At 62.9% G+C, this 24,572-nt stretch carries 18 protein-coding genes and 2 tRNA genes; 2 read left to right on the top strand and 18 right to left on the bottom strand.

The genetic code is table 11. The features are described 5' to 3' along the window. Position 1: 1 nt before the first annotated feature. The 6 genes from pheT to thrS form a co-directional block, all read right to left on the bottom strand. Positions 2-2,401 carry a phenylalanine--tRNA ligase subunit beta gene (pheT, locus tag AC1DMY_RS02180; protein WP_477163388.1) on the bottom strand — a complete coding sequence of 800 codons (2,400 nt, stop codon included), beginning with the start codon at positions 2,399-2,401 and terminating at the stop codon, positions 2-4. A 21-nt stretch (positions 2,402-2,422) separates the two neighbouring features. Further along, a complete protein-coding gene (gene pheS / locus AC1DMY_RS02175) occupies positions 2,423-3,418 on the bottom strand; it encodes a phenylalanine--tRNA ligase subunit alpha (RefSeq protein ID WP_477163387.1) in 996 nt (331 codons plus the stop codon). A 145-nt stretch (positions 3,419-3,563) separates the two neighbouring features. Then, the gene (rplT, locus tag AC1DMY_RS02170; protein WP_017463630.1) at positions 3,564-3,923 is read right to left on the bottom strand and encodes a 50S ribosomal protein L20; all 360 of its coding nucleotides are present in this window, start codon (positions 3,921-3,923) and stop codon (positions 3,564-3,566) included. 16 nt (positions 3,924-3,939) lie between these two features. Then, positions 3,940-4,137, bottom strand: a complete 198-nt coding sequence (rpmI, locus tag AC1DMY_RS02165; protein WP_038615747.1) for a 50S ribosomal protein L35 — start codon at positions 4,135-4,137, stop codon at positions 3,940-3,942. A 550-nt stretch (positions 4,138-4,687) separates the two neighbouring features. After that, complete coding sequence (gene infC / locus AC1DMY_RS02160) at positions 4,688-5,215, bottom strand: translation initiation factor IF-3 (protein WP_338069387.1); 528 nt, start codon at positions 5,213-5,215, stop codon at positions 4,688-4,690. A 45-nt stretch (positions 5,216-5,260) separates the two neighbouring features. Continuing rightward, positions 5,261-7,162 (bottom strand): threonine--tRNA ligase, encoded by a 1,902-nt coding sequence (gene thrS, locus AC1DMY_RS02155; RefSeq protein ID WP_477163386.1) that lies wholly within the window; start codon positions 7,160-7,162, stop codon positions 5,261-5,263. 312 nt (positions 7,163-7,474) lie between these two features. On the opposite strand from thrS, the gene AC1DMY_RS02150 reads away from it, so the two are divergent. Further along, entirely contained in the window at positions 7,475-8,488 is a 1,014-nt protein-coding gene (locus tag AC1DMY_RS02150; RefSeq protein ID WP_477163385.1) for an NAD-dependent epimerase, read from the top strand. A 107-nt stretch (positions 8,489-8,595) separates the two neighbouring features. On the opposite strand, the gene AC1DMY_RS02145 is transcribed toward AC1DMY_RS02150, so the two are convergent. The 3 genes from AC1DMY_RS02145 to uvrB form a co-directional block, all read right to left on the bottom strand. Then, a complete protein-coding gene (locus AC1DMY_RS02145) occupies positions 8,596-9,045 on the bottom strand; it encodes a CopD family protein (RefSeq protein WP_477163384.1) in 450 nt (149 codons plus the stop codon). A 64-nt stretch (positions 9,046-9,109) separates the two neighbouring features. After that, positions 9,110-9,184 (bottom strand) — tRNA-Val (locus AC1DMY_RS02140). 71 nt (positions 9,185-9,255) lie between these two features. After that, positions 9,256-11,280: an excinuclease ABC subunit UvrB gene (gene uvrB, locus AC1DMY_RS02135; RefSeq protein WP_477163383.1), complete on the bottom strand. Its 2,025-nt coding sequence runs from the start codon at positions 11,278-11,280 to the stop codon at positions 9,256-9,258. A gap of 152 nt (positions 11,281-11,432) precedes the next feature. Here uvrB and AC1DMY_RS02130 point away from each other — a divergent pair, with 152 nt between their 5' ends. Continuing rightward, positions 11,433-11,993, top strand: a complete 561-nt coding sequence (locus tag AC1DMY_RS02130) for a GspH/FimT family pseudopilin (protein WP_477163382.1) — start codon at positions 11,433-11,435, stop codon at positions 11,991-11,993. On the opposite strand, the gene AC1DMY_RS02125 is transcribed toward AC1DMY_RS02130, so the two are convergent. From AC1DMY_RS02125 to grxD, 9 genes are all read right to left on the bottom strand, one after another. Next, positions 11,990-12,328 carry a hypothetical protein gene (locus AC1DMY_RS02125; protein ID WP_477163381.1) on the bottom strand — a complete coding sequence of 113 codons (339 nt, stop codon included), beginning with the start codon at positions 12,326-12,328 and terminating at the stop codon, positions 11,990-11,992. The genes AC1DMY_RS02130 and AC1DMY_RS02125 overlap by 4 nt on opposite strands. A gap of 226 nt (positions 12,329-12,554) precedes the next feature. Next, positions 12,555-12,631: transfer RNA gene (locus tag AC1DMY_RS02120), tRNA-Asn, on the bottom strand. Between the two features lie 65 nt (positions 12,632-12,696). Further along, on the bottom strand, positions 12,697-14,109 hold the full coding sequence (gene ppnN, locus AC1DMY_RS02115) for a nucleotide 5'-monophosphate nucleosidase PpnN (RefSeq protein ID WP_477163380.1): 1,413 nt from the start codon (positions 14,107-14,109) through the stop codon (positions 12,697-12,699). A 345-nt stretch (positions 14,110-14,454) separates the two neighbouring features. Next, positions 14,455-17,772 carry a TonB-dependent receptor gene (locus AC1DMY_RS02110; RefSeq protein ID WP_477163379.1) on the bottom strand — a complete coding sequence of 1,106 codons (3,318 nt, stop codon included), beginning with the start codon at positions 17,770-17,772 and terminating at the stop codon, positions 14,455-14,457. A 329-nt stretch (positions 17,773-18,101) separates the two neighbouring features. Next, positions 18,102-20,531, bottom strand: coding sequence for a TonB-dependent receptor (locus tag AC1DMY_RS02105; protein ID WP_477163378.1), 2,430 nt, complete (start codon positions 20,529-20,531; stop codon positions 18,102-18,104). A gap of 465 nt (positions 20,532-20,996) precedes the next feature. Further along, positions 20,997-22,706, bottom strand: a complete 1,710-nt coding sequence (gene olsF / locus AC1DMY_RS02100) for a bifunctional ornithine lipid synthase OlsF (RefSeq protein ID WP_477163377.1) — start codon at positions 22,704-22,706, stop codon at positions 20,997-20,999. A 100-nt stretch (positions 22,707-22,806) separates the two neighbouring features. Continuing rightward, positions 22,807-23,406 (bottom strand): YhgN family NAAT transporter, encoded by a 600-nt coding sequence (locus AC1DMY_RS02095; protein ID WP_477164175.1) that lies wholly within the window; start codon positions 23,404-23,406, stop codon positions 22,807-22,809. 36 nt (positions 23,407-23,442) lie between these two features. Further along, positions 23,443-24,213: an SDR family NAD(P)-dependent oxidoreductase gene (locus AC1DMY_RS02090; protein WP_477163376.1), complete on the bottom strand. Its 771-nt coding sequence runs from the start codon at positions 24,211-24,213 to the stop codon at positions 23,443-23,445. Beyond that, entirely contained in the window at positions 24,213-24,536 is a 324-nt protein-coding gene (grxD, locus tag AC1DMY_RS02085) for a Grx4 family monothiol glutaredoxin (RefSeq protein ID WP_477163375.1), read from the bottom strand. The genes AC1DMY_RS02090 and grxD overlap by 1 nt, the downstream gene beginning before the upstream one ends. Positions 24,537-24,572: the final 36 nt, after the last annotated feature.

The raw sequence follows: 24,572 nt of genomic DNA, 5'->3' as shown, positions 1-24,572 counted from the left end.
CTTATCCTCGCAACTTCGCCTTGCATGCCATCTCCAACGCACCGACTGCTTCACGAATGTTACGGTCGGCATCGTCGTCAGTAAGGGTGCGTGAAGCGTCCTGTAAAATCAAGCCCATAGCGAGACTCTTTCGGCCTAGTTCGACCCCCTTGCCGCTATAGCGATCGAACAGGCGCAGCTCCTTGAGCTGGCTGCCCAGGGTCGTGCGAACCACTTGCTCAATCTGTGACCAGCTCACCTCTTCCGGCACGTCCATCGCAATGTCTCGGCGTACGGACGGGAAGCGCGGGACGGCCGTGGCCTTGGGCAGGCGGCGGGCCAGCACCGGCTCCAGCTCCAGTTCGAGCACATGGACATCGGCACCGAGGTCCAGGGCTTTAGCCAGCTGCGGATGCAGAGCACCCAGGTAACCGACGGTCTGGCCGTCGCGCGTCACGCGGGCGCCACGGCCCGGGTGCAGCCAGCCCGGCAAGCCGTCGGCATGGAAAGCCCAGCGATCGGGCTCGCCACCCCAGGCGATCAGCGCATCGAGGTCGCCCTTGAGGTCATGGAAGTCGAGCGTGCGTGAGGCCTCGCCCCACTGCTCGGCATGCGCGATGCCGCTGGCCACGATGGACAGGGTCGGCGTTTCGGTCGGCGCGTCCTTCCGGGCGGCGGCCTCGGCGCTGATGCGGAAGGTACGCCCCAGTTCGAACAGACGCACGCGCTCCTGCTGGCGGGCACGGTTGTGCGAGAGCGCCACGATCAGCCCCGGCAGCAGGGACGGACGCATGATGGCCAGCTCCGCCGATAGCGGGTTGGCCAGCGGCACCAGCTGTTCGGTCATGCCCCAGCGCTGCAGCACGTCGTTGCCGATGAAGGCCAGGTTCACCGCCTCGTAGTAACCGCGGGCGGCCAGTTGCTCGCGCACGGCCAGTTCGTTGAGGCGTGCTTCCGGTTCGGCCGCCAGGGTCAGCGCGCCGGCCGGCGTATGGGTCGGGATATTGTCGTAGCCATGGATGCGCGCGACCTCTTCAATCAGGTCTTCTTCGCGTTCGATATCGAAACGGCTGCTGGGCGCGGTGACCTGCCAGCCATCGGCCTGCGGCACCACCTTCATGCCCAGCGCGGTGAAGATGCGCGCTACTTCGGCATCGGCCACTTCGATACCCAGTACGCGCTTGAGGCGCGCACGGCGCAGCACCACGGTGGCCGGGGTCGGCAGATCGGCAAGATTTTCAGCGACCAGCACGGGGCCAGCCTTGCCGCCCGCGATGGCGAGCAGCAATTCCGTCGCACGCTCCAGCGCACGCTGCGGCAGCGCCGGATCGACGCCACGCTCGAAGCGATGCGCGGCATCCGTATGCATGCCCAGCTTGCGCGCACGGCCCATGATGGCAGCCGGCGCGAAGTGCGCGGATTCGAGGAACACGTTGCGCGTGTCGTCGGTAACGCGCGAATCGAAGCCGCCCATCACGCCAGCCACGGCGAGGCCGCTGGTGGCGTCAGCGATCAGCACGAAACCCTGGTCGAGCTTCGCCTCGGAACCGTCGAGCAACTTCAGAGTTTCGCCATCGCGCGCGTGACGCACGACGATGTCGCCGTGCAGCGTGTCGTTGTCGAATGCGTGCAACGGCTGGCCGAGTTCGAGCATCACGTAGTTGGTCACGTCGACCACGGCACTGATGGGACGCAGGCCCGCGCGACGCAGGCGCTCCGCCAGCCACAGCGGCGTGCGTGCCTTCGCATCGATGCCTTCGATGATGCGGCCGAGATAGCGCGGCGCATCGGGGCCCGCTTCTAGGCGGATACCGCGACGCGCTTCGCTGGTCACGGGCGCAGCCGCCTGTTCACCGGTCTTCACGCGGCTGCCGAACAAGGCGGCCACGTCGTGTGCGAGGCCGTAGAGGCCAAGGCAGTCCGGACGGTTCGGGGTGAGCTTCAATTCGAAGCTGGCATCGGGCAGGCCCAGATAGGCAGCCAGCGGCTTGCCAACCGGCGCATCGAGCGGCAGCTCAAGCAGACCCGACCCATCGGCGTCGATGCCCAGTTCCTTGGCCGAGCACAGCATGCCGGACGATTCCACACCGCGCAGTTTGGCTGCCTTGATGTTGATGCCGCCAGGCAGGGTCGCCCCCACCATCGCCAACGGCACCTTGATGCCCACGCGGGCATTCGGCGCGCCGCAGACGATCTGCAACGGTTCGCCCTGCCCCGCATCCACCTTGCACACCTGCAGGCGGTCGGCTTCGGGATGCTTCTCGGCGCCGATGATTTCGGCCACCACCACGCCGTCCAGGCCTTCGCCCAGCGGGGTGAGTTCTTCCACTTCCAGGCCGGCCATGGTCAATGCGTGCGACAGCGTCGCGCGGTCTGCCTGGATCTCGACCAGTTCGCGCAACCAGTTCTCGGAGAATTTCATGCGTATCGGTTCCTGCTGCGTTTACGCGAACTGCTTGAGGAAGCGCAGATCGTTCTCGAAGAACGCGCGCAGATCGGAAACGCCGTAGCGCAGCATCGCAAAGCGTTCCACGCCCAGGCCGAAGGCAAATCCGGTGTAACGCTCCGGATCGATGCCGCAATTCTTCAGCACGTTCGGATGCACCATGCCGCAGCCCAGCACTTCGAGCCAGCGCGTGCTGCCGTCTTCGGCATCCCAGCGGATGTCCACTTCGGCCGAGGGCTCGGTGAAGGGGAAATAGCTGGGGCGGAAACGCATCTCGAAATCGCGCTCGAAGAATGCGCGGATGAATTCGGCCAGCGTGCCCTTCAGATCGGCAAAGCTCGAGGTCTCATCGACCAGCAGGCCTTCGATCTGATGGAACATCGGCGAGTGCGTCTGATCCGAATCGCTGCGATAGACCTTGCCCGGCGCAATGATGCGGATCGGCGGCTGGCGGCCCTGCATCGAACGCACCTGCACCGGCGAGGTATGCGTGCGCAGCAGGCGGCCATCGCCGAAGTAGAAGGTGTCGTGCATGGCGCGCGCCGGATGATGCGGCGGAAAATTCAGCGCCTCGAAGTTGTGCCAGTCGTCTTCGATTTCCGGACCATCGGCGCGCTGGTAACCCAGGCGCGAGAAGATCGCGGAGATGCGCTCCAGCGCACGCGTGATCGGATGAATCCCGCCGCGCTCGCCGTTGCGACCGGGCAACGTGATGTCGATGGTTTCGGAAGCGAGGCGATGATCGAGTTCCGCCTGCTCAAGCACCTGCTTGCGCGCGGCCAGCGCGTCGGCAAGGCGATCCTTGATGCGGTTGACCTCGGCGCCGCGCGCCTTGCGCTCGTCGGGCGACAGCGCGCCCAGCGCTTTCAATGCGGCGGTGACAATGCCGCTCTTGCCCAGCAAGCTCACGCGCAGCGCGTCGAGCGCTTCGAGCGTTTCTGCGTTGCCGATATCGGCCAGCGCTTGTGTGGCGCGGCTATCCAGATCGTCCATCGATGCGATTCCGGGTTGAAAGTCAGAAACGAAAACGGGGAGGAGGCTTCTGGCCTCCTCCCCGCGAACGTCACGCGCATCCCTTGAAGAGTGCGGCCATGGATGGCCGCTTCTTGATCTTAGCGATCAAGGATGAGCGCACAAATTACGCCGCCAGACTGGCCTTCGCCTTTTCAGCGATCGCGCCAAACGCCTTGATGTCGTGCACGGCGATATCTGCCAGCACCTTGCGGTCGACGGTGATGCCGGCCTTGGCCAGACCGTTGATCAGGCGGCTGTAGGACAGACCGAACTGACGAGCGGCGGCATTGATACGAACGATCCACAGCGCGCGGAACTGACGCTTGCGCTGCTTACGGCCGATATAGGCGTACTGACCAGCCTTGATGACGGCCTGGTTGGCAACGCGGAAGACTTTGCGACGGGCGTTGTAATAGCCCTTCGCGCGGCCAATGATCTTCTTGTGACGACGACGGGCGGTAACGCCACGCTTTACACGAGCCATGGTTTATCTCCTCGCCTTACAAGTACGGCAACATGCGTGCTACACCCTTGGTGTCGCAAGCCTTGACGTGGTTGGTGGCACGGAGACCGCGCTTACGCTTGGTCGACTTCTTGGTCAGGATGTGCGACTTGAAGGCGTGACCGGCCTTGAACTTGCCCGACGCGGTCTTGCGAAAACGCTTCGCAGCCGCCCGGTTGGTCTTGATCTTGGGCATGGGAATGCTCCTTGATGGGGCTTGAACCCCGGTTTCTGACTGATCTGGCGGCGACCCCGAAGGCCACTCTTTCCATCCTGCCACGATCGGTTCACGACCCGTCCTGGTGGGTCGAACCGGCGATTATACGGAGGGATGGGGGGATTTGCCAGCGGGAAGGCGTCTAGCTGCACTCCTCCCTGCATCCTGCGGAAAGGGAGGGGGTCGGGACCAGCCTGGCCTCACCGGCCACCAGCACCTCACCGTCATTCCTGCGCCAGCCACCAGCACCTCACCGTCATTCCTGCGCCAGCCACCAGCACCTCACCGTCATTCCTGCGAAAGCAGGAATCCAGCGACTTTGCGGCGCAGGGAAGGGCTAAAGGCACTGGATTCCTGCTTTCGCAGGAATGACGAGTAGGGAGCGTTACCGCGAGTACCCGCCCCCCCCCCCACCACCTTAAAGGTGGCAATGCCCTACCCGCTCCCCGGGGGGAGAGGGAAAAGCCGCCTCCACCTCGGGGCATCGGATGCCCCAAGAAAAAAGCGGCCCTCGGGCCGCTTTTTTCGATTACTGCTTCTTCTTGGGGCCGATCATCATGACCATCTGACGACCTTCCAGGCGGGGGAAGGACTCCACCACGCCGTTCTCGCCCACATCTTCCTGGATCTTCTTGGCCAGGTTCTGGCCCAGGTCCTGGTGAGACATTTCGCGGCCGCGGAAGCGGATGGTGACCTTGACCTTGTCGCCTTCCTCGAGGAAGCGAAGCATGTTGCGCAGCTTGATCTGGTAGTCGCCCACGTCCGTGACCGGACGGAACTTCACTTCCTTGATCTCGACCTGCTTCTGCTTCTTCTTGGCCGCCTGAGCCTTCTTCTGGGCTTCGAACTTGAACTTGCCGTAGTCCATGATGCGGCAGACCGGCGGATCGCCGTTCGGCTGGATCTCGACCAGGTCCATGCCCGCTTCTTGTGCCAAGGCCAGTGCCTCGTCACGGGTCAGGATGCCTAGCTGTTCCGAATCTGCGCCGATCACGCGTACGCGCGGGACGCGGATCTCAAGGTTACGGCGGTTGCCCTTTGTGTCGGTGGTAGCGATACCACAATCCTCCAGAAGAGTTCTTAAAAGTGCCGGCCCGCGCGCTTAGCGACGGGTCTCGGCTTCCAGGCGTTCGATCAATGCGACCAGCGGCATGCTGCCTAGGTCCTCGCCCGAACGCGTACGCACGGATACTGCCCCCGATTCCTTCTCGCGATCTCCGACCACCAGCAGGTAAGGGACTTTCTGCATCGTATGTTCGCGGATTTTATAGCCGACCTTCTCATTGCGCAAATCGGCGTGTACGCGGAAACCTTTATCGACAAGGGTTTGCGTCACTTCGCGGACATAGTCGGCCTGGGCGTCGGTAATACTGAACACGGCGGCCTGCACCGGCGCCAGCCAGGTCGGCAGCAGACCGGCATGATGCTCGATCAGGATGCCGATGAAACGCTCCATCGAACCCACTATGGCACGATGCAGCATCACCGGGTGACGACGCTGTGAATTCTCGTCCACATACTCGGCGCCCAGGCGCTCGGGCATCATGAAGTCCACCTGCATGGTGCCCACCTGCCAGGCGCGGCCGATGGAATCCTTCATGTGGTACTCGATTTTCGGACCGTAGAAAGCGCCCTCGCCCGGCAGCTCTTCCCACTGCACGCCGGCCGCACCCAGCGCGGCGCGCAGCGCTTCTTCGGCGCGATCCCATACCTCATCGCTGCCGATGCGCTTGTCGGGGCGCAGCGCGATCTTCAGCGCGATGTCCTCGAAACCGAAATCGCCGTAGACCTTCATGGCCTGCTGGTGGAAGGCCGTCACTTCGGATTCGATCTGCGCTTCCGTGCAGAACACGTGGCCATCGTCCTGCGTGAACGCACGCACACGCATGATGCCGTGCAGCGCGCCCGAGGGCTCGTTGCGATGGCAGGCGCCGAACTCACCGTAACGCACCGGCAGGTCGCGGTAGCTGTGCAGCGACGTGTTGAAGATCTGCACGTGGCCCGGGCAGTTCATCGGCTTCAGCGCGTACGTGTGCTTCTCCGACTCGGTGAAGAACATGTTTTCCTGATAGTTGTCCCAGTGGCCGGACTTCTTCCACAGCGACACGTCCAGCACCTGCGGGCAGCGCACTTCCTGGTAGCCGCTCTGGCGATACACGCGGCGCATGTACTGCTCCACCTGCTGCCAGATGGCCCAGCCCTTGGGATGCCAGAACACCATGCCCGGACCTTCTTCCTGCTGATGGAAGAGATCCAGCGCCTTGCCGATCTTGCGATGGTCGCGCTTCTCGGCTTCTTCCAGCTGGTGCAGGTAGGCCTTCAGATCCTTGTCGTTGAGCCACGCCGTGCCGTAGATGCGCGTCAGCATCGCGTTGTTCGAATCGCCGCGCCAATAGGCGCCGGCGACCTTCATCAGCTTGAACGCGCGCAGCTTGCCCGTGTTGGGCACGTGCGGGCCGCGGCAGAGGTCGGTGAAATCGCCCTGCGAATACAGGGACAATTCTTCATTGGCCGGAATGCTCTGGATGATCTCGGCCTTGTACTCCTCGCCCATGCCACGGAAGAAGCTCACCGCCTCGTCGCGCGACTTCACGCTGCGCGTCACCGGCAGCGCTTCCTTGACGATCTTTTCCATCTCCGCCTCGATCTTCACCAGATCGTCGGGCGTGAACGGGCGCTCATAGGCAAAGTCGTAGTAGAAACCGTTGTCGATCACCGGACCGATCGTGACCTGCGCACCCGGATAAAGGCGCTGCACGGCCTGCGCCAGCAGATGCGCCGTGGAATGCCGCAGGATGTCCAGCGCCTCGGGACTCTTCTCAGTGACGATCTCAAGGCTGGCGTTATGGTCGATCGGGAAACTGGCATCCACCAGCTTGCCGTCCACCTTGCCCGCCAGGGTCGCCTTGGCCAGACCGGCGCCAATCGAGGCTGCCACGTCCTGCACCGTCACCGGATGTTCAAACGGCCGCTTGCTGCCGTCGGGTAGCGTAATTTCAATCATGTTGACACCTAAAAAAGACGTCCAAAGTGGATGGCCGGTCTTGCTTTCGCTCGCCCGGACGGCGAGCACAAAAAAAGAGCGCCACGCGCCCTTCTTGTCGAACAAGGCGTGGCTCAAGTCAGCGATGGAAGCTCGTAGTTGCCATGTCACACGCTAGACCGACGCTTGAGGCGCGGGCCACCTTGTCTCTGGGATGGGTGCAGTCGGAACGCTAGTTTAGCCTATCCAGCGATGTCAAATCTGCCACTGCGGACTCCGTCTCACAATCGGCAGCGATAGAATGCCCGCCTCGTCGAACACCGAGCTTTCCCCATGCGCATTCTCGTCACCGGCACAGCCGGTTTTATCGGCTCCGCCCTTGCCGAGCGCCTGCTGGCGCGCGGCGACGAGGTCTATGGCATCGACAACCACAACGACTACTACGACCCGACGCTCAAGCAAGCCAGGCTTGCGCGCTTTGCCGACCACCCCAATTACACGCATCTGCGTGCCGATCTGGCCGACACCACTGCCGTCAACCGCGCCTTTGGCGAATTCCGCCCGCAACGCGTGGTCAACCTCGCCGCCCAGGCCGGCGTGCGCTATTCGCTGAAGAACCCGCAAGCCTACGTGCAGAGCAACCTGGTGGGCTTCGTCAACATTCTGGAAGCGTGCCGCTACGGCAAGGTCGAGCATCTGGTGTATGCATCGTCCAGCTCGGTCTACGGCGCCAACCGCAAGCTGCCGTTCGCCATCGAGGACGCCGTGGACCATCCGGTGAGCCTGTACGCGGCGAGCAAGAAAGCGAACGAGCTGATGGCGCATACGTATAGCCACCTATACGACTTGCCAACCACCGGCCTGCGGTTTTTCACGGTGTACGGCCCCTGGGGCCGGCCGGACATGTCACCCATGCTGTTCGCCGACCGCATCAGCCGCGGCGAGCCTATCGACGTCTACAACTACGGCAACCACAGCCGCGACTTCACCTATGTCGACGACATCGTGGAAGGCGTGATCCGCACGCTCGATCACGTCGCCCTGCCCGATGCCGCCTACGACGCGCTAGCCCCGAGTCCGGGTACGTCCAGCGCGCCGTATCGCGTCTACAACATCGGCAACGACCAGCCGGTGCAGTTGCTGCACTTCATCGAGCTGATGGAGCGCCAACTGGGGCGTACGGTGGAGAAGCGGCTGCTGCCGATGCAGCCAGGCGATGTGCCCGATACCTGGGCCGATGTTTCCGCGCTGAGGCGTGATGTGGGCTATGCGCCGAATACCTCGATCGAAGAGGGCGTGGCGCGGTTTGTGGCGTGGTACAGGGAATATTTCCAGCAGGAGCAATGAGCGATGCTCGTTGTGGGAGCGCACCCTGTGCGCGACTGGCGTTCGGTCAGGCCGCGGCGCCTGTCGCGCACAGGGTGCGCTCCCACAGAAAACCCGAGGGCGGCTGATCAGAACGGCTTGGCAATCACCAGGAAAACGATGCCCAGCAAGACCAGCACGGGCAGCTCGTTCATGATGCGCAGCGTCTTCGCCGAAGGCAGCGCCCCACCCTGCTCGCTCCGCTTGAGCAGGCGCCCCGACCAGGCGAAATAGACCATCATCAGCGCGACCAGAGTCAGCTTGGCGTCGATCCAGTGCAGCGAGGCCACCACGTTGGGCAGCGTCTGCGGAAACAGGCGCCAGCCCTCCCACAGGGCCAGACCGAACATGAAGGCGATGCCGAACATGTGGTGGCCGAACCGGTTGAGCCGCCGCCCCATCAGGATCAGGCGCGCCTTCACGGCCGGCTCGTCGCCGGACTCCGCGATATTCACCAGGATGCGCGGCAGATAGAACACCGTTGCCATCCAGGCAATGACGAACACGACATGAAAGCTCTTGATCCAAAGGTACGTCATCGACCGGCTCCTTCAGCGCAAAAAGAAACGGCGCGACCCAAAGGCCACGCCGTTTCATCGGTATTGGTGGGCGGTACAAGGATCGAACTTGTGACCCCTACCATGTCAAGGTAGTGCTCTACCGCTGAGCTAACCGCCCGGTTCTCGCCCGGCATGCCGTGCGAGCCGCGCAGTTTACACATTTCGGGAGGCTTGGACAACTATCCGGCCTCAGCGCGCCGCGCGCTCCTGCAGCTGGTGGATCTGGTCGCGCAGCCGGGCCGCCTCCTCGAATTCCAGGTTCTCGGCGTGTTTGTACATCTGCGCCTCGAGCTTCTTGATCATGGCGGCGGCCTGGTCGCCGCTCAGCGCGGCGTACTGGGCGCCCTGCTCCGCCACGGCGGCGGTCTGGCGGTCTCCGCGGCGGCCGCGACCACGTGACGCACTTTCACTGCGGGCGCCTTCCATGATGTCCGCGATCCGACGCACCACCGACTGCGGCGTGATGCCATGAGCCTCGTTATAGGCCTCCTGCTTTTCGCGACGGCGGGCGGTCTCGTCCATCGCCGCCTGCATCGAGCGGGTGATGTTGTCGGCGTAAAGAATCGCCTTGCCACGCAGGTTGCGCGCCGCACGACCGATGGTCTGGATCAGCGAACCGGTCGAGCGCAGGAAACCTTCCTTGTCGGCATCGAGGATCGCCACCAGCGACACCTCGGGCATGTCCAGGCCCTCGCGCAACAGGTTGATGCCTACCAGCACATCGAACTCACCCAGGCGCAGGTCGCGGATGATTTCCACGCGCTCCACCGTTTCGATGTCCGAGTGCAGGTAGCGCACTTTGACGCTGTGCTCGTTCAAATATTCGGTGAGGTTCTCGGCCATGCGCTTGGTCAGCGTGGTGACCAGCACGCGATCGCCCATCGCCACGCGCTTGTGCACTTCGCCCAGCAGATCGTCGACCTGGGTGCGCACCGGACGCACTTCCACTTCCGGATCGATCAGTCCGGTCGGGCGCACCACCAGTTCCACCACGGCGTCGCCGGACTTCTGCAATTCGTAGTCGCGCGGCGTGGCAGATACGTAGATCGAACGCGGCGCGCGCGCCTCCCACTCCTCGAAACGCAGCGGACGGTTGTCCATCGCCGAAGGCAGACGAAAACCAAATTCCACCAGCGTCTCCTTGCGCGAGCGGTCGCCCTTGTACATGGCGCCGAGCTGCGGAATGGTGACGTGGGATTCGTCGACCACCAGCAGCGCATCCGCCGGCAGATAGTCGAACAAGGTCGGCGGCGGTTCGCCGGGGCCACGACGCGTGAGATGGCGCGAGTAGTTCTCGATGCCCTGGCAGTAGCCGACCTCGGCCATCATTTCGATGTCGAAGCGCGTGCGCTGATCCAGGCGCTGCGCCTCGACCAGTTTGTTGTCCTTGTACAACTGCTCCAGCCGCTCCTTCAGCTCGACCTTGATGGTCTCGATCGCGTTCAACACGCTCTCGCGCGTACTCGCATAGTGCGTGCGCGGATAAACCGTATAGCGCGGCACCTTGCGGATGGTGTCGCCGGTGAGCGGATCGAACAGCGACATGTTTTCCACTTCGCCGTCGAACAGCTCGATGCGCAGCGCTTCTGTTTCCGATTCGGCGGGAAACACATCGATGATTTCGCCGCGCACGCGATATGTACCGCGGCGAAGCTCCATTTCATTGCGCGTGTACTGCAGTTCGGTCAGCTGGCGAATCAAGGCACGTTGATCGATGCGCTCACCCTTGGCCAGGATCAATCGCAGCGAGAGATAGTCTTCCGGATCGCCCAGGCCGTAGATCGCCGACACCGTGGCGACGATGATCGAATCCTTGCGCGACAGCAGCGCCTTGGTGGCCGCCAGTCGCATCTGCTCGATGTGGTCGTTGATCGAGGCGTCCTTCTCGATGAAGGTATCGGACGCCACCACATAGGCTTCGGGCTGGTAGTAGTCGTAGTAGCTGACGAAGTATTCCACCGCGTTGTGCGGAAAGAACTCCTTGAACTCGCCGTACAGCTGCGCCGCCAGCGTCTTGTTCGGCGCCATCACGATGGTCGGCCGCTGCACCTGCTGGATCACGTTGGCAATGGTGTAGGTCTTGCCCGAGCCGGTGACGCCCAGCAGAGTCTGCGCGGCGAGGCCGGCCTCGAATCCCTCGGCGAGCTTGCGGATGGCCTCGGGCTGATCACCGGAGGGCTGGTAGGGCGAGACGAGTTCGAAGCGGTCAGTCATGGCTCTCTACATGCGGTCGCGACGGGACATTTTAAATTGCCCTGCTGACAGGGCCTGTCAGCAGGCTACGACACGGGCCCTTGGCGCCAGATGACTGGAGCGCCCGCTAGCCCTAGCTAGGCTGAACGCTTCCGAGACGCAGGAGGCGACCGGTGGGCATCAGCCACGAAGGCTACCAGCCACAGCGCAGCGCCGGTTTCACGCTGCTTGAAACCATCATCGCGTTGGTCGTGGCTGCGGTGGTGATGGTGCTCGCAGTGCCCGCCATGGGTCGGATGCTGGCGCGATATCAACTCAGCACGGCCCAGCTCGACCTCATCGCCACGCTCCAGCACGCCCGCAGCCTGGCGAAAACCAGCGGACGCCCGAAGCTGTTCTGTCCCTCGCTGGATGGACGGCACTGCGCCGGCATCACGCGTTGGGAGCGCGGCTGGGCCATCGGCAACTATCGCAGCGGCAACGCGGATCAGCTGGACGGCTCGCCCATGCTCGTAAGCGGAAGCTACCAGCGCGTGACCATACACATCACGTCGGACCGCAAGACCATCCGCTTCCAGCCCACTGGCACCGCAGGCGGCAGCCCTGCGACCTTCACGCTGTGCCGCAAGGGTCACGCGGAAGGTGCGCTCGCCCTCACCGTCTCCAACGTTGGGCGCGTAGCAAGCGCCACCACAAAGGCGGACGACGCCGCGCTTTGTGCAACAAGCAATTAGAGACACGCCTTGGCGGAGTCGCGATACGCACGCATGGCCAGAACCTGCAGGCGCTCATACAGCACCACCTCCGCGCCTTGGACTTTGCTGTGGATGACCAGCAGTTCTTCCACGCTCGTGGTGTTATTGGCCACAACGACCTGCAATGTCGTCGGCGTTTCGACGATGTGCGCCGTGGGCGAAATTGTCTGCCAACGCGAGTGCACGCAGGCCGCGTAGGTCGAATCGAGCTTGCTCGTGCTGGCCTGGAAGGTGGGCTTGTTGTGCGTGATGTCGCCGGTGCTCGCGCAACCTGCCAAGCCCATGGCGCCGAGGGCAAGCAACCAGCTGCGCATCAAGCTCTCCCTTCGAGTGAAGACGAAGTGCATCCAGTCTTGCGGCCTGACGAAGCCGGGGCAGCACCCGCACGGGCCAACCGCAAACCCCTGGCGATCTTCATCGGCAGGACGTGTAACCGATGTGGACGCTGCCAGGGCCATGGTTCGGCAATCAGGAACCATTGAGACAGCCCTGCCCCAGGGCATAAAAAAACCCCGCCAAACGGCAGGGTTTTCTTGAATATGGCGCCCGAAGTTGGACTCGAACCAACGACCCCCTGATTAACAGTCAAGTGCTCTAACCGGCTGAGCTATTCGGGCGGGGTGAGCTGGATAGTTTGAATATCCAGCTCTGGTCTGTCAAGCCATGCGGCTCTCAAAAACCATCAGGCTGCGCGGGCGCCAGTGAGCACCCGATAGCAGGGCACGTAGGCCGTGCCGCCCGGGAGTTTCATGCGGTCCTGGGCCACGAAGCCCTTCAGCAGCTCATCCAGCGAGGCCATGATGTCGGCGTCGCCATCGATGTCGAACGGGCCGTACTTCTCGATGGCGCGCAGACCCTCCTCCTTCACGTTGCCGGCCACGATGCCGGAGAACGCGCGACGCAGGTCCGCGGCCAGTTCATGGCGCGGGCGGTCGCGGTGGATCGCCAGCGAGCGCATGGCCTCGTGGGTGGGGCGGAACGGCAGCTGGAACGCGTACGGGATGTTGAGCGACCAGTTGAAGAAGAACGCGTCCTTGGTGTCCAGGCGATGGTTGCGCACCTTGTCGATGCCGCGAACCATGGCGCGCGCCACGGCGGCCGGGTCGTCCACGATGATCTGGTAGTGCTGGGTCACGCTCTCGCCCAGGGTGAGGCGCAGGAAGTGGTCGATCTGCTCGAAGTACGCGGCCGACTGCTTGGGACCGGTGAGGATCAGCGGGAACGGCACGCCGGCGTTGTCCGGATGCAGCAGGATCCCGAGCAGGTAGAGGATCTCTTCAGCCGTGCCCACGCCGCCCGGGAATACGATGATGCCGTGACCCATGCGCACGAACGCTTCGAGACGCTTCTCGATGTCCGGCATGATCACCAGGTGATTGACGATCGGGTTCGGCGATTCGGCCGCGATGATGCCCGGCTCGGTGATGCCGATATAGCGGTTGCTGCGTCGACGCTGCTTGGCGTGCGCAATGGTGGCGCCCTTCATCGGGCCCTTCATGGCGCCCGGGCCGCAACCCGTGCAGATGTCCATGCCACGCAGGCCGAGCTGGTAGCCCACCTGCTTGGTGTACTCGTACTCGTCGCGCGAGATCGAATGGCCGCCCCAGCACACCACCAGGTTCGGGTCGATCTGCGGCTTGAGAATGCGTGCATTGCGCAGGATTTCGAACACAACATGGGTGAGGCCCACGCTGTCGTCCAGATCGAAATTGCCCTGCTCCATCTGGGTGGACACATAGACGATGTCGCGCATCACGGCGACCAGCAGCTCGTTGATGCCGCGGATGATCTGGCCATCCACGAACGCCTGCGCCGGCGCGTGCGTGAGCTCGATCTTGATGCCGCGGTCCTGCTGCAGCACCTGGATGTCGAAATCGGGGAACTGTTCGAGGATGGAGCGCGGATCGTCGCTCATGTTGCCCGAGGTGAGCACGGCCAGCGCGCAGCGGCGCAGCAAGGCGTGCAGGCCCGAACCGCTGGCGTCGCGCAGGCGCGCCACTTCGTTGCGGGACAGGATATCCAGGCCACCGGCGGGCGAAATGCGCGCGCTCACGGTGGCGGGTCGGCCGGACTTTCCGGCTTGAATCTCGTTCATTGAACCATTCTCCTCGCCGCGCCCTCGCGGCTCGTTCGTCCGTGCAAAACGCGGCGGACCGCGTAGCTTCCCGCGCCGGGCATGGCAGGGTCAAGCTCGGCCGGGCATTTGGAATGTTGTTGTTGACGCCGGCTCCCTCACCGTCATTCCGGCGAAAGCCGGAATCCAGTGCCTTTCATGGTCGCGGCAGGCTCGAAAGGCGCTGGATTCCGGCTTTCGCCGGAATGACGGTGAGGGGAAATGACGGCAAAGGGGTATTCGTCCCCCTCGCATGGAAAGAGTCGCAAAAAAAACCGGCGCCCTTTCAGGCGCCGGCTTGGATTACTTCAACAGCGAGCACTTGCGTTAGAAGGCGTACTTCACCGTCAGCAGCACCGACCAGCGCTGGGCGAGGTCGTCGTTGTTGTTGATGTAGGTCGGGATCGGCAGCGGCTGGTAGCCACCACCCTGGTTGTAGGTGGTGCACGAAGGCTTGCCACCGCAATCGATGTTGTAGATGTACTTGCCCGTCTTCGGGTCGACACCGGCGTAGTCGGCCAGGGCACGGCCACCCGGGAACGCCACGCGCTTCTCGATACCCCAATGCTTGTTCAGCAGGTTCGTGAAGTTGTAGACGTCGAAGCGGATGATGCCCTTGTTGCCCTTGAAGATGCCCGGGATTTCCTGGCTGAAGCTCAGGTCGATCTGGTTGAGCCAACCGGCGCGGTCGCCATTGCGCTTGGCCACTTCACCCTGGTGATCCTTCAGGTAATCGTTGTTCTGGATGTTCGCCCAGAACTGATCGATCAGCGTCTGGCTGGTACCCGGACGGAACACGACTTCACCCGGACGCGGGATGTAGACCAGGTCGTTGGTGTAGCCGTCGCCGTTGGCGTCATTGCCGAACGTCCAGCTATACGGGGACGCGGAGTGACCGTCGTAGAAGATGCTCGCGCTGGTGGCGTAGTCGCCCCAGAAGCGATGCTGCCAGTTGAGCGAAGCGATCACACGACGCGGCACCGAGTAGTTCGAGGTGCTGGCCACGTTCTCGTTGGAGTTGTAGACGTAGTTGTTGCTGTAGTTCGAGTTGGCGACCGAGGACGTGCCCGGGTTCACTTCGGTCGAACGGCTCCAGGTGAAGCCGATCATGCCCGACCAGTCTTCCGAGAACGGCTTCTTCAGCGACAGCGCGATGCTGTCGGCGCTGCCCTTGCCCGTGTTGGCGAGGTTGATCATCTGGCCGGAGAACGCCTGGTTGGCGTTCGCACGCGGAACCGGCTTGGTGGTGGCCGGATCGGTCGGCAGCTTGTAGTACGTGTTGCGGCCGTCAGGCAGCTGACCGGTCGGGGCGCCCAGGTTCACGTTCTGGAACCAGATGGCGTCGCGCTGGTCGATGTGCTCCCAGTCAGCCGTGGCGATCAGACCGTACCACGGCAGCTCGCGGTCGATGCCGAGGCTGAACTTCCACGCGGTCGGGATGTTCCAGTCCTTGGAGATGGTGTTGACCGTCATCTGGCCAGCGCCAACCGGGCCCGGATTCTGGTGGAACGGATCGGCGCTGAACGCCGGCAGGTTGGTGTTGCACGGCGGCGACTGAGTCGGACCGCAGTTGAACTGCGTCTGCGTCATACCGGAGTTGGAGAAGATATTGCCCAGCCACACCGCCGGCTGGTTGGTCACGAACAGACCCGCGCCACCACGCAGCTGCGTCATGCGCTCAGTATTGAACGCGTAGTTGAACGACATGCGCGGCTGCACCACGCGATGACCGTTGATGGTGTACTGGTTGGTCTGGCCAAAGCCGCCGGTGGCCGCACCGGTGGTCGGGTTGACGCCCGGAGCCGCGGCGTACGTCGGGTTGTAAATCGGCTTGTCGTCCATCAGCGGCACGTCGACGCGCACGCCGTACTGCAGCGACAGGTTGTTGGTCACCTGCCAGGTGTCCTGCAGGAAAATGCCCCACTGGGTGAGGTTGTAATTCGCGGCGACGTCGCCCAGACCCAGGTTGGGTGCCGGACGGTTGTAGCGGTACTGGTAGTACAGGCCGTTGGCGAAGTTATCCAGACCCGTAGTGCCCTTGGGACCCGGGATCTCTTCGAAGGTGTAGCTGCCGTAGTAGTTCTGCAGGAACAGGTTGTAGTACTTGCCCTTTTCGTAGTCGAAGCCGCCCTTCACGGTGTGGTCGCCGAGGTACAGGGTGCCGGCCCAGGCTGCGTCGAGGGTCTTCACCTTCAGCACGTTTGCCTGGCTGGAGTACTCCGTGCCGAACTCGATCGCCGGACCACCAAATGCCACGGGATAAACCGTGACGTCTGGCATCGCCACGCCGTTGTACGGGCCGCGGTTCTGGTCGAAGTTGGCATACGACAAGGTGGTGTCGGTCGAGAAGATGTCCGACCAGTCGTCGTAGAAGTGCAGCGCGTAGCTCTTGTTGTCGACGTTGGTGTTGTACCAGCCGCTGGACAGCACGAGCTTGGTGGTGCTGCCGGTGATGATCGGCTTCTGTTCCTTGGTCTCGCTATAGGTAAAGCTGGCGCGATGGTTGTCGGCGATGTTCCAGTCGACCTTGGCGAGGTAACGCTTGTCCTGCAGGTTGGAGTTGCCGCCGCCCACCGAACCGATATCGGTCAAGCCGTACTTGGCGGCGATGTCGCGCACCTGCTGCACCTGCTGGTTGGTCAGGCCCTTGATCGGCGTCGCGGCGCCGGAGTCCTGCGGACCGTACGGGCTGCCCGAACCGACCTGCTCGCTTTTTTCATACGAGGCAAAGAAGAACAGCTTGTCCTTGATGATCGGGCCGCCGACCGTGCCACCGGCCGTCCACTGGCGATTGAAGCCGGCGTACGGCTTGTCCAGCTCGTTGTCACCGATCATGTCGGTGTTCTGGAACGCGTAGTAGACCGAGCCGTGGAAGTCGTTGGTACCGCTCTTGGTCACGGCGTTGACGTTGGCGCCGATGCCGCGACGCGTGGCGACGTCGTAGTTGGCCGTCGAGATGTTGTATTCCTCGATGGTGTCCTGCGAGATCGGCGTGCCCAGCGTCGGCAGGCCGTTCGCATTCAGGCCGAACGGATCGTTCGCGCTGACCGAGTCGACGGTGATGTTGTTGTAGCGGCTGTTCTGGCCCACGGCCGAGATTTCGCCACGGGCGCGGTCGGTGATCACCACGCGGGGATCGAGACGGACCACGTTCTGGATCGAGCGACCCGGGGTCGGCGTGGCATCGAGCTCACGGCGCGACACGTTGGTCGACAAGCCCTTGTTGTCCGGGGTGAAGGTCTGCGACAGCGTATTGGCCGAGACGGTCACGCCGCTGAGGTTCTGTGCGTTCGCCGTGTCGGCGGAAACGCCCATGGTCAGGTTGACCGCGGTGTCCTCGGCCAGCTGCAGGTACACATTGTCCTGCTCGCTCTGGGTGCCGTCCTTGGACACCTTCACGTCGAACGGACCGCCCACGCGCAGGCCCTGTGCCGCATAACGGCCGGCCGCGTCAGTGGTGGTGGTCTTGGTGGTGCCCGTCGGCTCATGCACGATCTGCACGGTAGCGCCGGCGATCGGCTGGCCGCTGCCGTCAACGATGCGGCCGCTGATGGAAGACGAGGTGTCCTGGGCCAGCACCGGAGCCGTGGCGAGCAAGCCCGCAATCGCCAATGGCAGCAATTTCGTACGCAACGAATGGTTCATCGAGATTCAACCCCTTAAGAAAGTCGCAAAAAAGGCATGGGACCAGACCGAAGGAGTCCCATGCCCCCTCGCCACCGTCTTAAGTGACTGATTCCCTAAATTATTTTGATTCGTCCGGGACCGCCCCGCAGGGGCCGTCGACCGCGACTCATCACGACGAATGTATCCGCATTATATTACAATTTCGTAACTTTTTGACGAAATACTCACACTTCTTGCGGGTACTTCTTACGCCTGGCGTAAGTTACTGATGACCGGACATTTCCTCGGGCACAAAAAAACCGGCGCCTTGCGGCGCCGGTTTCGGGGTACTGCGTAAGTCGTTCGACTTAGAAGAACGAGATGCCGAAGGTGACCATGTAGGTGCGGTCTTCCAGCAGCGAGTAGTACGGCGCCGAGGTGAACAGCGTACCGCCCGTGTTGACGTCCTTGATCGTGTTGCCCGGATTGCTGGCCAGGAACGCGCCGATGTTGTTGGCGTTGGTCAGCGCACGCTTGTTGGTCAGGTTGAACACGTTGAGCTTGATGTACGGGTTGCGCAGCCAGGTGGCGAAGTCGTCGAACTTCCAGCCGGCGTTCAAGTTGAACACCGTGTAGCCGCCCACCTGCTCGGTGTTCGACCAGTCACCCCAGATCGGACCACGGTACTTGGCGTCCAGGCTGGCCCAGAACGGACCATGGTCGTAGCCCAGGCGCAGGAAGCCCGAGTTCTTCGGCGTGTTGAGGAAGGTCTTGCCTTCGGTCGGGTAGGTGCCGTCGCCGAAGGTGTTGACGTTACCGTCGAGGATAGCCTTCTGGTACGAGTAGTTGCCGTACAAGGTCCAGTCTTCGGCGAACTTGTAGCTGCCTTCGGCGGTGACACCGCGCATGTGCATCTTCGGCAGGTTCAGGTACACCGTCTGGCCGGAGTTCACGTCATAGCCGGAGATCTGCTTGTTGACCAGGTGCGACTCGTACGCATCGACGTTGGCCGAGAAGTGATCGGCATAGAAGCGCCAGCCCAGGTCGACCGTGGTGGCCTCTTCCGGCTTGGACTGATAAGTGCCGGCCGCCGCGTTGGCGAGGTTCTTCGGGTTGTCCGCCACGGCAACGTTCTGCAGCAGCGAGCCATTGATCGGTGCACGGTAGGTGCGGCCGGCGCCGATGTAGAACTGGTTCTCGTCATTGAGCTGGTACTTCACGCCAGCGGTCGGGCTGACCTTGTGATAGGTCGCTTCAGCCTCGCCGCCGAACTGGTTGGTCTTGGCAGTGGGAGTGCTGTAGCTGCCCCAGTTCTCGTAGTCGTAACCGGTACGGTCTTCCCACAGGTACGCCGCGCCGACCGTGATGGTCCACTTGTCGTTCGGGGTCCAGGTGTTGGTGGCGAAGAACTTCTTGATTTCGGAGTTGGTGTACTCACGGTACAGGCGCTGGATCACGCCGTTGGAGTACCGGATGTAGTTGGAGTTGCCCCAGAAATCGGACGGCTCGCCGTCGACGGCGGGGTTGAAGACCTCCTGCTGCTGCTGGCGAGCACGCTCGTACCAGAAGCCGTACTCCAGGCTGTCGTCCATGCCAAAGTCCTGGTTCAACTTGGCGATGACACCCGGACGGTAGGTGAAGGTCTGGCTGACGTCGTAAGCCACCGCGCTGCCGCCGATCTTGCCGTCGCCGTTGAGATCCTGGTTGGCCACGCCGATCACGTTCTGCGGCACGGTCGATTCGGTGAACTTGTAGCCGCCACCGCCGCCGCCGTTGCCGTACCAGAAGTACGGCACCACCGACAGGCGCAGGCTGTCAGCCAGCTTGAACTCGCCATCGAGGCTGGCCAGCCAGCTGGTGAACGGGTTGGTGTGGAGCTTCCAGTAGTAGGTATCGGTCGGGCTGTAGGGCTCGTCGTAGCTCTGGAAATAGCCGCCCGAACGCACCTGGGCCTTGGTCAGGCTGTCGTAGCTGTAGTTGCGCTCGCGGTTGTACTGGACCGAACCGGAGATGTAGTTGTTGTCGTCGATCGTCCACAGCGCCTTGCCGTCGACCTTGGTGACGTTCAAGTCGCCCGGACCGCGCCAGAAATCGGAGGTGTTGGTCGAATAGGACAACCATGCGCGCACCGGGCCCAGGTCGCCGGTGTTGAAGCGCAGGAAGGTGCGGCGGTAGTCGTGGTTGCCCAGGCTCTGGGCAAAGTCCAGGCCGGCGGTGTGCGACGGATCGATGGTGACCCAGGAAATGGCGCCGCCGGCAGCGCCGGAGATCGGCGTGTCGACGTCCGGGTAACCCTGCAGCACGGTGATGTCACCCATGTTCTCGGTGTCGCCGTACTCGGTCGAGTAGACCTTGTAGTTGCCGCTGTCGTTGATGGGCGCGCCGTTGACGGTGGTGCCGATTTCGTCGCTGGTGAAGCCACGGATCTGGTAGTTGCCGTTGGCCAGGCCGCTGACGTCGTCGGTCGAGGCATTCACGCCCGGGATCGAGTCGATCATCTGCACGAAGGTGCCGCCCGGCGCAGCCTTGACGATGGCGTCGCGCGAGATGGTCGAAACCGCCTTCGGAGCCGTCTGCACCGACATCAGGCCGTCACCCAGCGACAGGCTCTGCGCCTGCACCGTCACCGTGTCCAGCTGCTGGGCACGCTTGGTGTCGTTGGAGGTGGTGGTGTTGGACGTGCTCGACGGGCCGCTGCGCGGGGCCGGTTCCTTGGTCTGCGGGTTGGTGGCCTGGCCCGTGGTGTCTTGGGCCGAGGCGACACCGGCTGCCATACAAAATACGACAGCAATGGCCATGGAAAGGTGGTTTCGTTTCATCATCGTCATTCCAGAATTGACAAAGTTTGGAGTCAGCTGCCGTCCCGGAGGTCGCCAGCAAACGGAGTAGGAAAGAGGAGCGTCGCCCGGCAGAAAGATCTCGCGATTAATCGAAAGATGCTTCGCAAGTCATTGCGTAAAAACGCAATTTCATGCCATTTAACGTAAATTTAAACGTTTCCTCCGGGCGTAAAAAAGCCCGATCGGTAAAAATCGGGCGAAATTACGAAATTAATTAAGACTGTTGGTCCAGGCAGCGACTAGCCCCTTGCGCCTCGACCAACGACGTCAGCTTTGCATAAGTATTTTACAAGAAATTTACCGAAGGATCACGCGAGCACAAAGGCCCGCGCTTTCTCCCCAATCAATGGTCAATAAGCCGCCACTGAAACTTTAGTAGGGCGATATCTAGCCGACTGAAGGCGTCGGTAGAACCCGACGCCCCTACTTCCCCAGGTAACGCGCACGCTTGGCGGGCTTGAGCGTCGCCAGGTCGAGCATCACCAGTCCATCCACACAGCCGGAGAAACCCGGATCCTCACCGAAAGCGAGGAACTGCACGCCCTCCGGATCGACCAGATCCACGTACTGGCGATACAGCACCGGCAGGCTGACGCCAAGCGCATCGAGATGATGCTTGAGTTTGCCAAGCCCGGCGGCCGGGTCCAGACCCGCCAGTGCATCGCGCACCAGATCGATCACCGCGGGCGACACCACGAACGGCTGCCGTGCCGAGGCCAGACCCGGCGCACCAAAGTAATGCTGATGCGCCGCTGCGATCCACTCGCGTGCCTCGCGCGGAAGCGTGACAGACATGCTTACCGGACCGAACAGGTAACGCAGATCCGGATGGCGCTGCAGGTAGAGGCCAATGCCCTGCCACAACTGATCGAGCGCACGCGAACGCCAGTAGGCGGGCGCGATAAAGCTGCGGCCCAGCTCCAGCCCCTGCGCCAGGCGCGATTCGAGCGCGGGCGAATAGCTGAAGAGGCTCGAGGTATAGAGCGCCGACATGCCGCGCTCGCCGATCAGGCGACCACCGTGGCCGAAGCGATAGGAACCGACGATGCGCAGTGCTTTCGGATCCCACAGCACCAGGTGCTCGTAATGCGGATCGTAGGCATCGAGGTCGCGGCGTGCACCCGTGCCCTCGCCCACCTTGCGGAAGGTGAGCTCACGCAGACGACCGATTTCGCGCAGCACCGCACTGTCGGACGCGCCCTTGAACAACAGGATCTGCTTGCCGTCGTTGAGGTCGGCGAGTTTTTCCGCCTGCGCCTGCAGCTCGGCCACCACGCGTTCGGTCGGTTCCGGATGCGCCAGCGGCGCCTGGCCGCCAAAGATCAGGCCGCGATGACGGCCCACGCGATACACGTGGCGACGCATCAGCTTGGCCGCGCGTTTCGTCGAATCGCCGCTGTGCTGCTCAAGTTCGTCGGCGGATACCAGCTGGCCCACGCTGAAACCAATGCGGCGGCTGGTGGGTGAAATCGCTTCGCGCGGCAGCATCGCGGTACTGAGCGGCTTGGCCAGCATCGACAAGCCATAGAACATGGCGGAATTGCGCGCGGCAACGTGGATCGGCAATACCGGCGCACGGCTGCGCTGCGACAGCCGCGCAAAACCATCGGACCAGCGTCCGTCGCTCACGCCCGACGGACTCACGCGCGACACTTCACCCGCCGGGAAAACGATCAAGGCCTCGCCGTTGTCGAGCGCACGATAAATGTCGCGCATGCGCGAGGCGGCGCCCTTGCCGAACACATCGACGGGCAGCAACAACTTATGCAGCGGCGGGATCGACATCAGCCAGTCGTTGGCGAGGATGCGCACATCGCTGCGCACCGAACCAACCATTTGCAACAAGGTCAGCGCATCGATCATGCCCAGCGGATGGTTGGCGACGATCAGGACGCCGCCTTCAACCGGGATGTTCTCCCGCTCGCGCGGGTTGACGAAGTAACTGACGCCAAGCACGTCCAGCGTGCGCTCGACAAAGTCGAAACCTTCGGCCTCGCCGGCGGCTACCAGTGTGCGGTTGAACCCTTCCTCATCAGCCAAGCGGCCCAGCATGCCGGCCACCGGCCGGCGGATCAGGGGGTGTTGCGCCAACCATGGCAGACGTTCGGTGAGGGTCTGTTCAACTTTGAGCATGACCGCCTCCTGGGAATTACCCCAAATGCTGGTAGCGGATTATGACAGCAAGGTTATGCGGATGGGTCCGAAAGATCACGTGTGCGACTTTCGTGCTGTTTCAAACGACCAGATGCAGATACGCGGCCACGCCGCCCATGAACATCTGCACTGACAGCGCAATCAGCAGCATGCCCATCACCCGCTCAAGCGCCGTAAGCACGCTCTCGCCCAGCCAGCGGAACAGATAGGTGGAGCACAGCAGGATCACCGAGGTCGCCAGCCACGCGCCCAGCAAGGCGATGGCCCAATCCGCCGTACGGCCGGGCTGGGTATTGGTAAGCAGTAACAGAGCCGCCATCGCAGATGGACCGGCCACGCCCGGAATGGCCATGGGCACGATGAAGGGCTCGCCCTCGCCCTGCTTGCCGAAGATGCCGCCGCCATCGGCGGGCGGGAACACCATGCGGATGCCGATCAGGAACAGCACGATGCCGCCGGCGATGCTGATCGATTCCTGGCGCAACTGCAGCAGCTTGAGGATGTGCTGGCCGCCGATCAGGAAAACGAGCAACACGCCCAGCGCGATCAGCAGCTCGCGGATCATCACTTTGCGCCGCCGCTTGGGCGCCACATCTTTGAGCAGGCTCAGGAAGATCGGGATGTTGCCGAGCGGGTCCATGATCAGGAACAGCAGGATTCCCGCCGCCAGCGTGGTCATCTGGGTTTCCATCTCAGCCGAGCTCCTGCGTCATGCTCATGCCGATACACGCAAATCGAGAGTCGCGCCGCGCGCGACCTTGCCCTGCTCGCCCAGCAGATAGAGGGCTGCCTGCGCTGCCGCATCCGGCAGCGGATGGATCATGGTGTCTTCACCGAAATACGCCGCACGCCGCAGCGTGGTGCGCATCGGCGCAGGCAACAGCGCGTGCGCACGCAGGGGCGACTGTTCGGTTTCCTGATGCAGGATTTCCACCAGCCGCTCCAGCGCCGCCTTCGACACGCCGTAAGCGCCCCAGTGCGCGCGCTGCACGAGCTCGGGATTGTCGAGCACGAACACCACCGAGCTATCGGATGCACGCGACAGCAGCGACATGCAGGCCTGGGTCAGTGCAAACGGCGCCGACACGTTGACGTGCATCGCACGCAGCCAGTCGTCGGGCTTGTGCACGGCCAGCGGCGTCAGCTCCTTGAAGCTGACAGCGGCATGCACGATGCCGTCGAGCCGTCCGAAATCGCGTTCGAGACCATCGGCCAGCGCTTCGTAGTCGCGCGGCGTGGCCACTTCCATATCCAGTGGATGGATCACCGGCTCGGGCAGGCCCTCGCTGACCATCGCATCGTAAAGTTGTTCGAGCTGGCGCTTGCGGCGGCCGGTGATCACCACCGTCGCACCGGCACGCGAAGCCGCTCGAGCCACGGCCGAACCCAGGCCGCCATAGGCGCCAGTGACCAGCACGACACGACCGGCCAACGAACCAGGCTCAGCAGCCCAGCCTTCCGGCAGACGAACCAGGGGAAGCGCCATCAGGAACCGGCCCCCGCCACATCCGCTGCCATGCGCGCGAGCTCACCGGCCGCGTTGAGGTCTTCGACGATGTCGCAACCGCCGATCAGCTCGCCCTGGATGAAGAGCTGCGGGAAGGTCGGCCAGTTCGCGTAATGCGGCAACGCCGCACGGACTTCCGGATCGGCCAGCACGTTGACGGCATGAAACTGCGCGCCCGCCTCCTTCAGCGCCTCCACGGCACGGCTGGAAAAGCCGCACATGGGGAACTGCGGCGTGCCCTTCATGAAGAGCACGATGGCATGTTCGGCCAGGACCGCCTTGATTCGCTCGTTAACGTCCATAATTCGAGTGCTTCATCGTTACAATGCAATGAGATC

It is taken from the genome of Dyella sp. 01L423 (genome assembly GCF_056399945.1).
The sequence above is the reverse complement of the archived record's forward strand: the minus strand, read 5'-3'. Positions and strand labels throughout refer to the sequence as shown.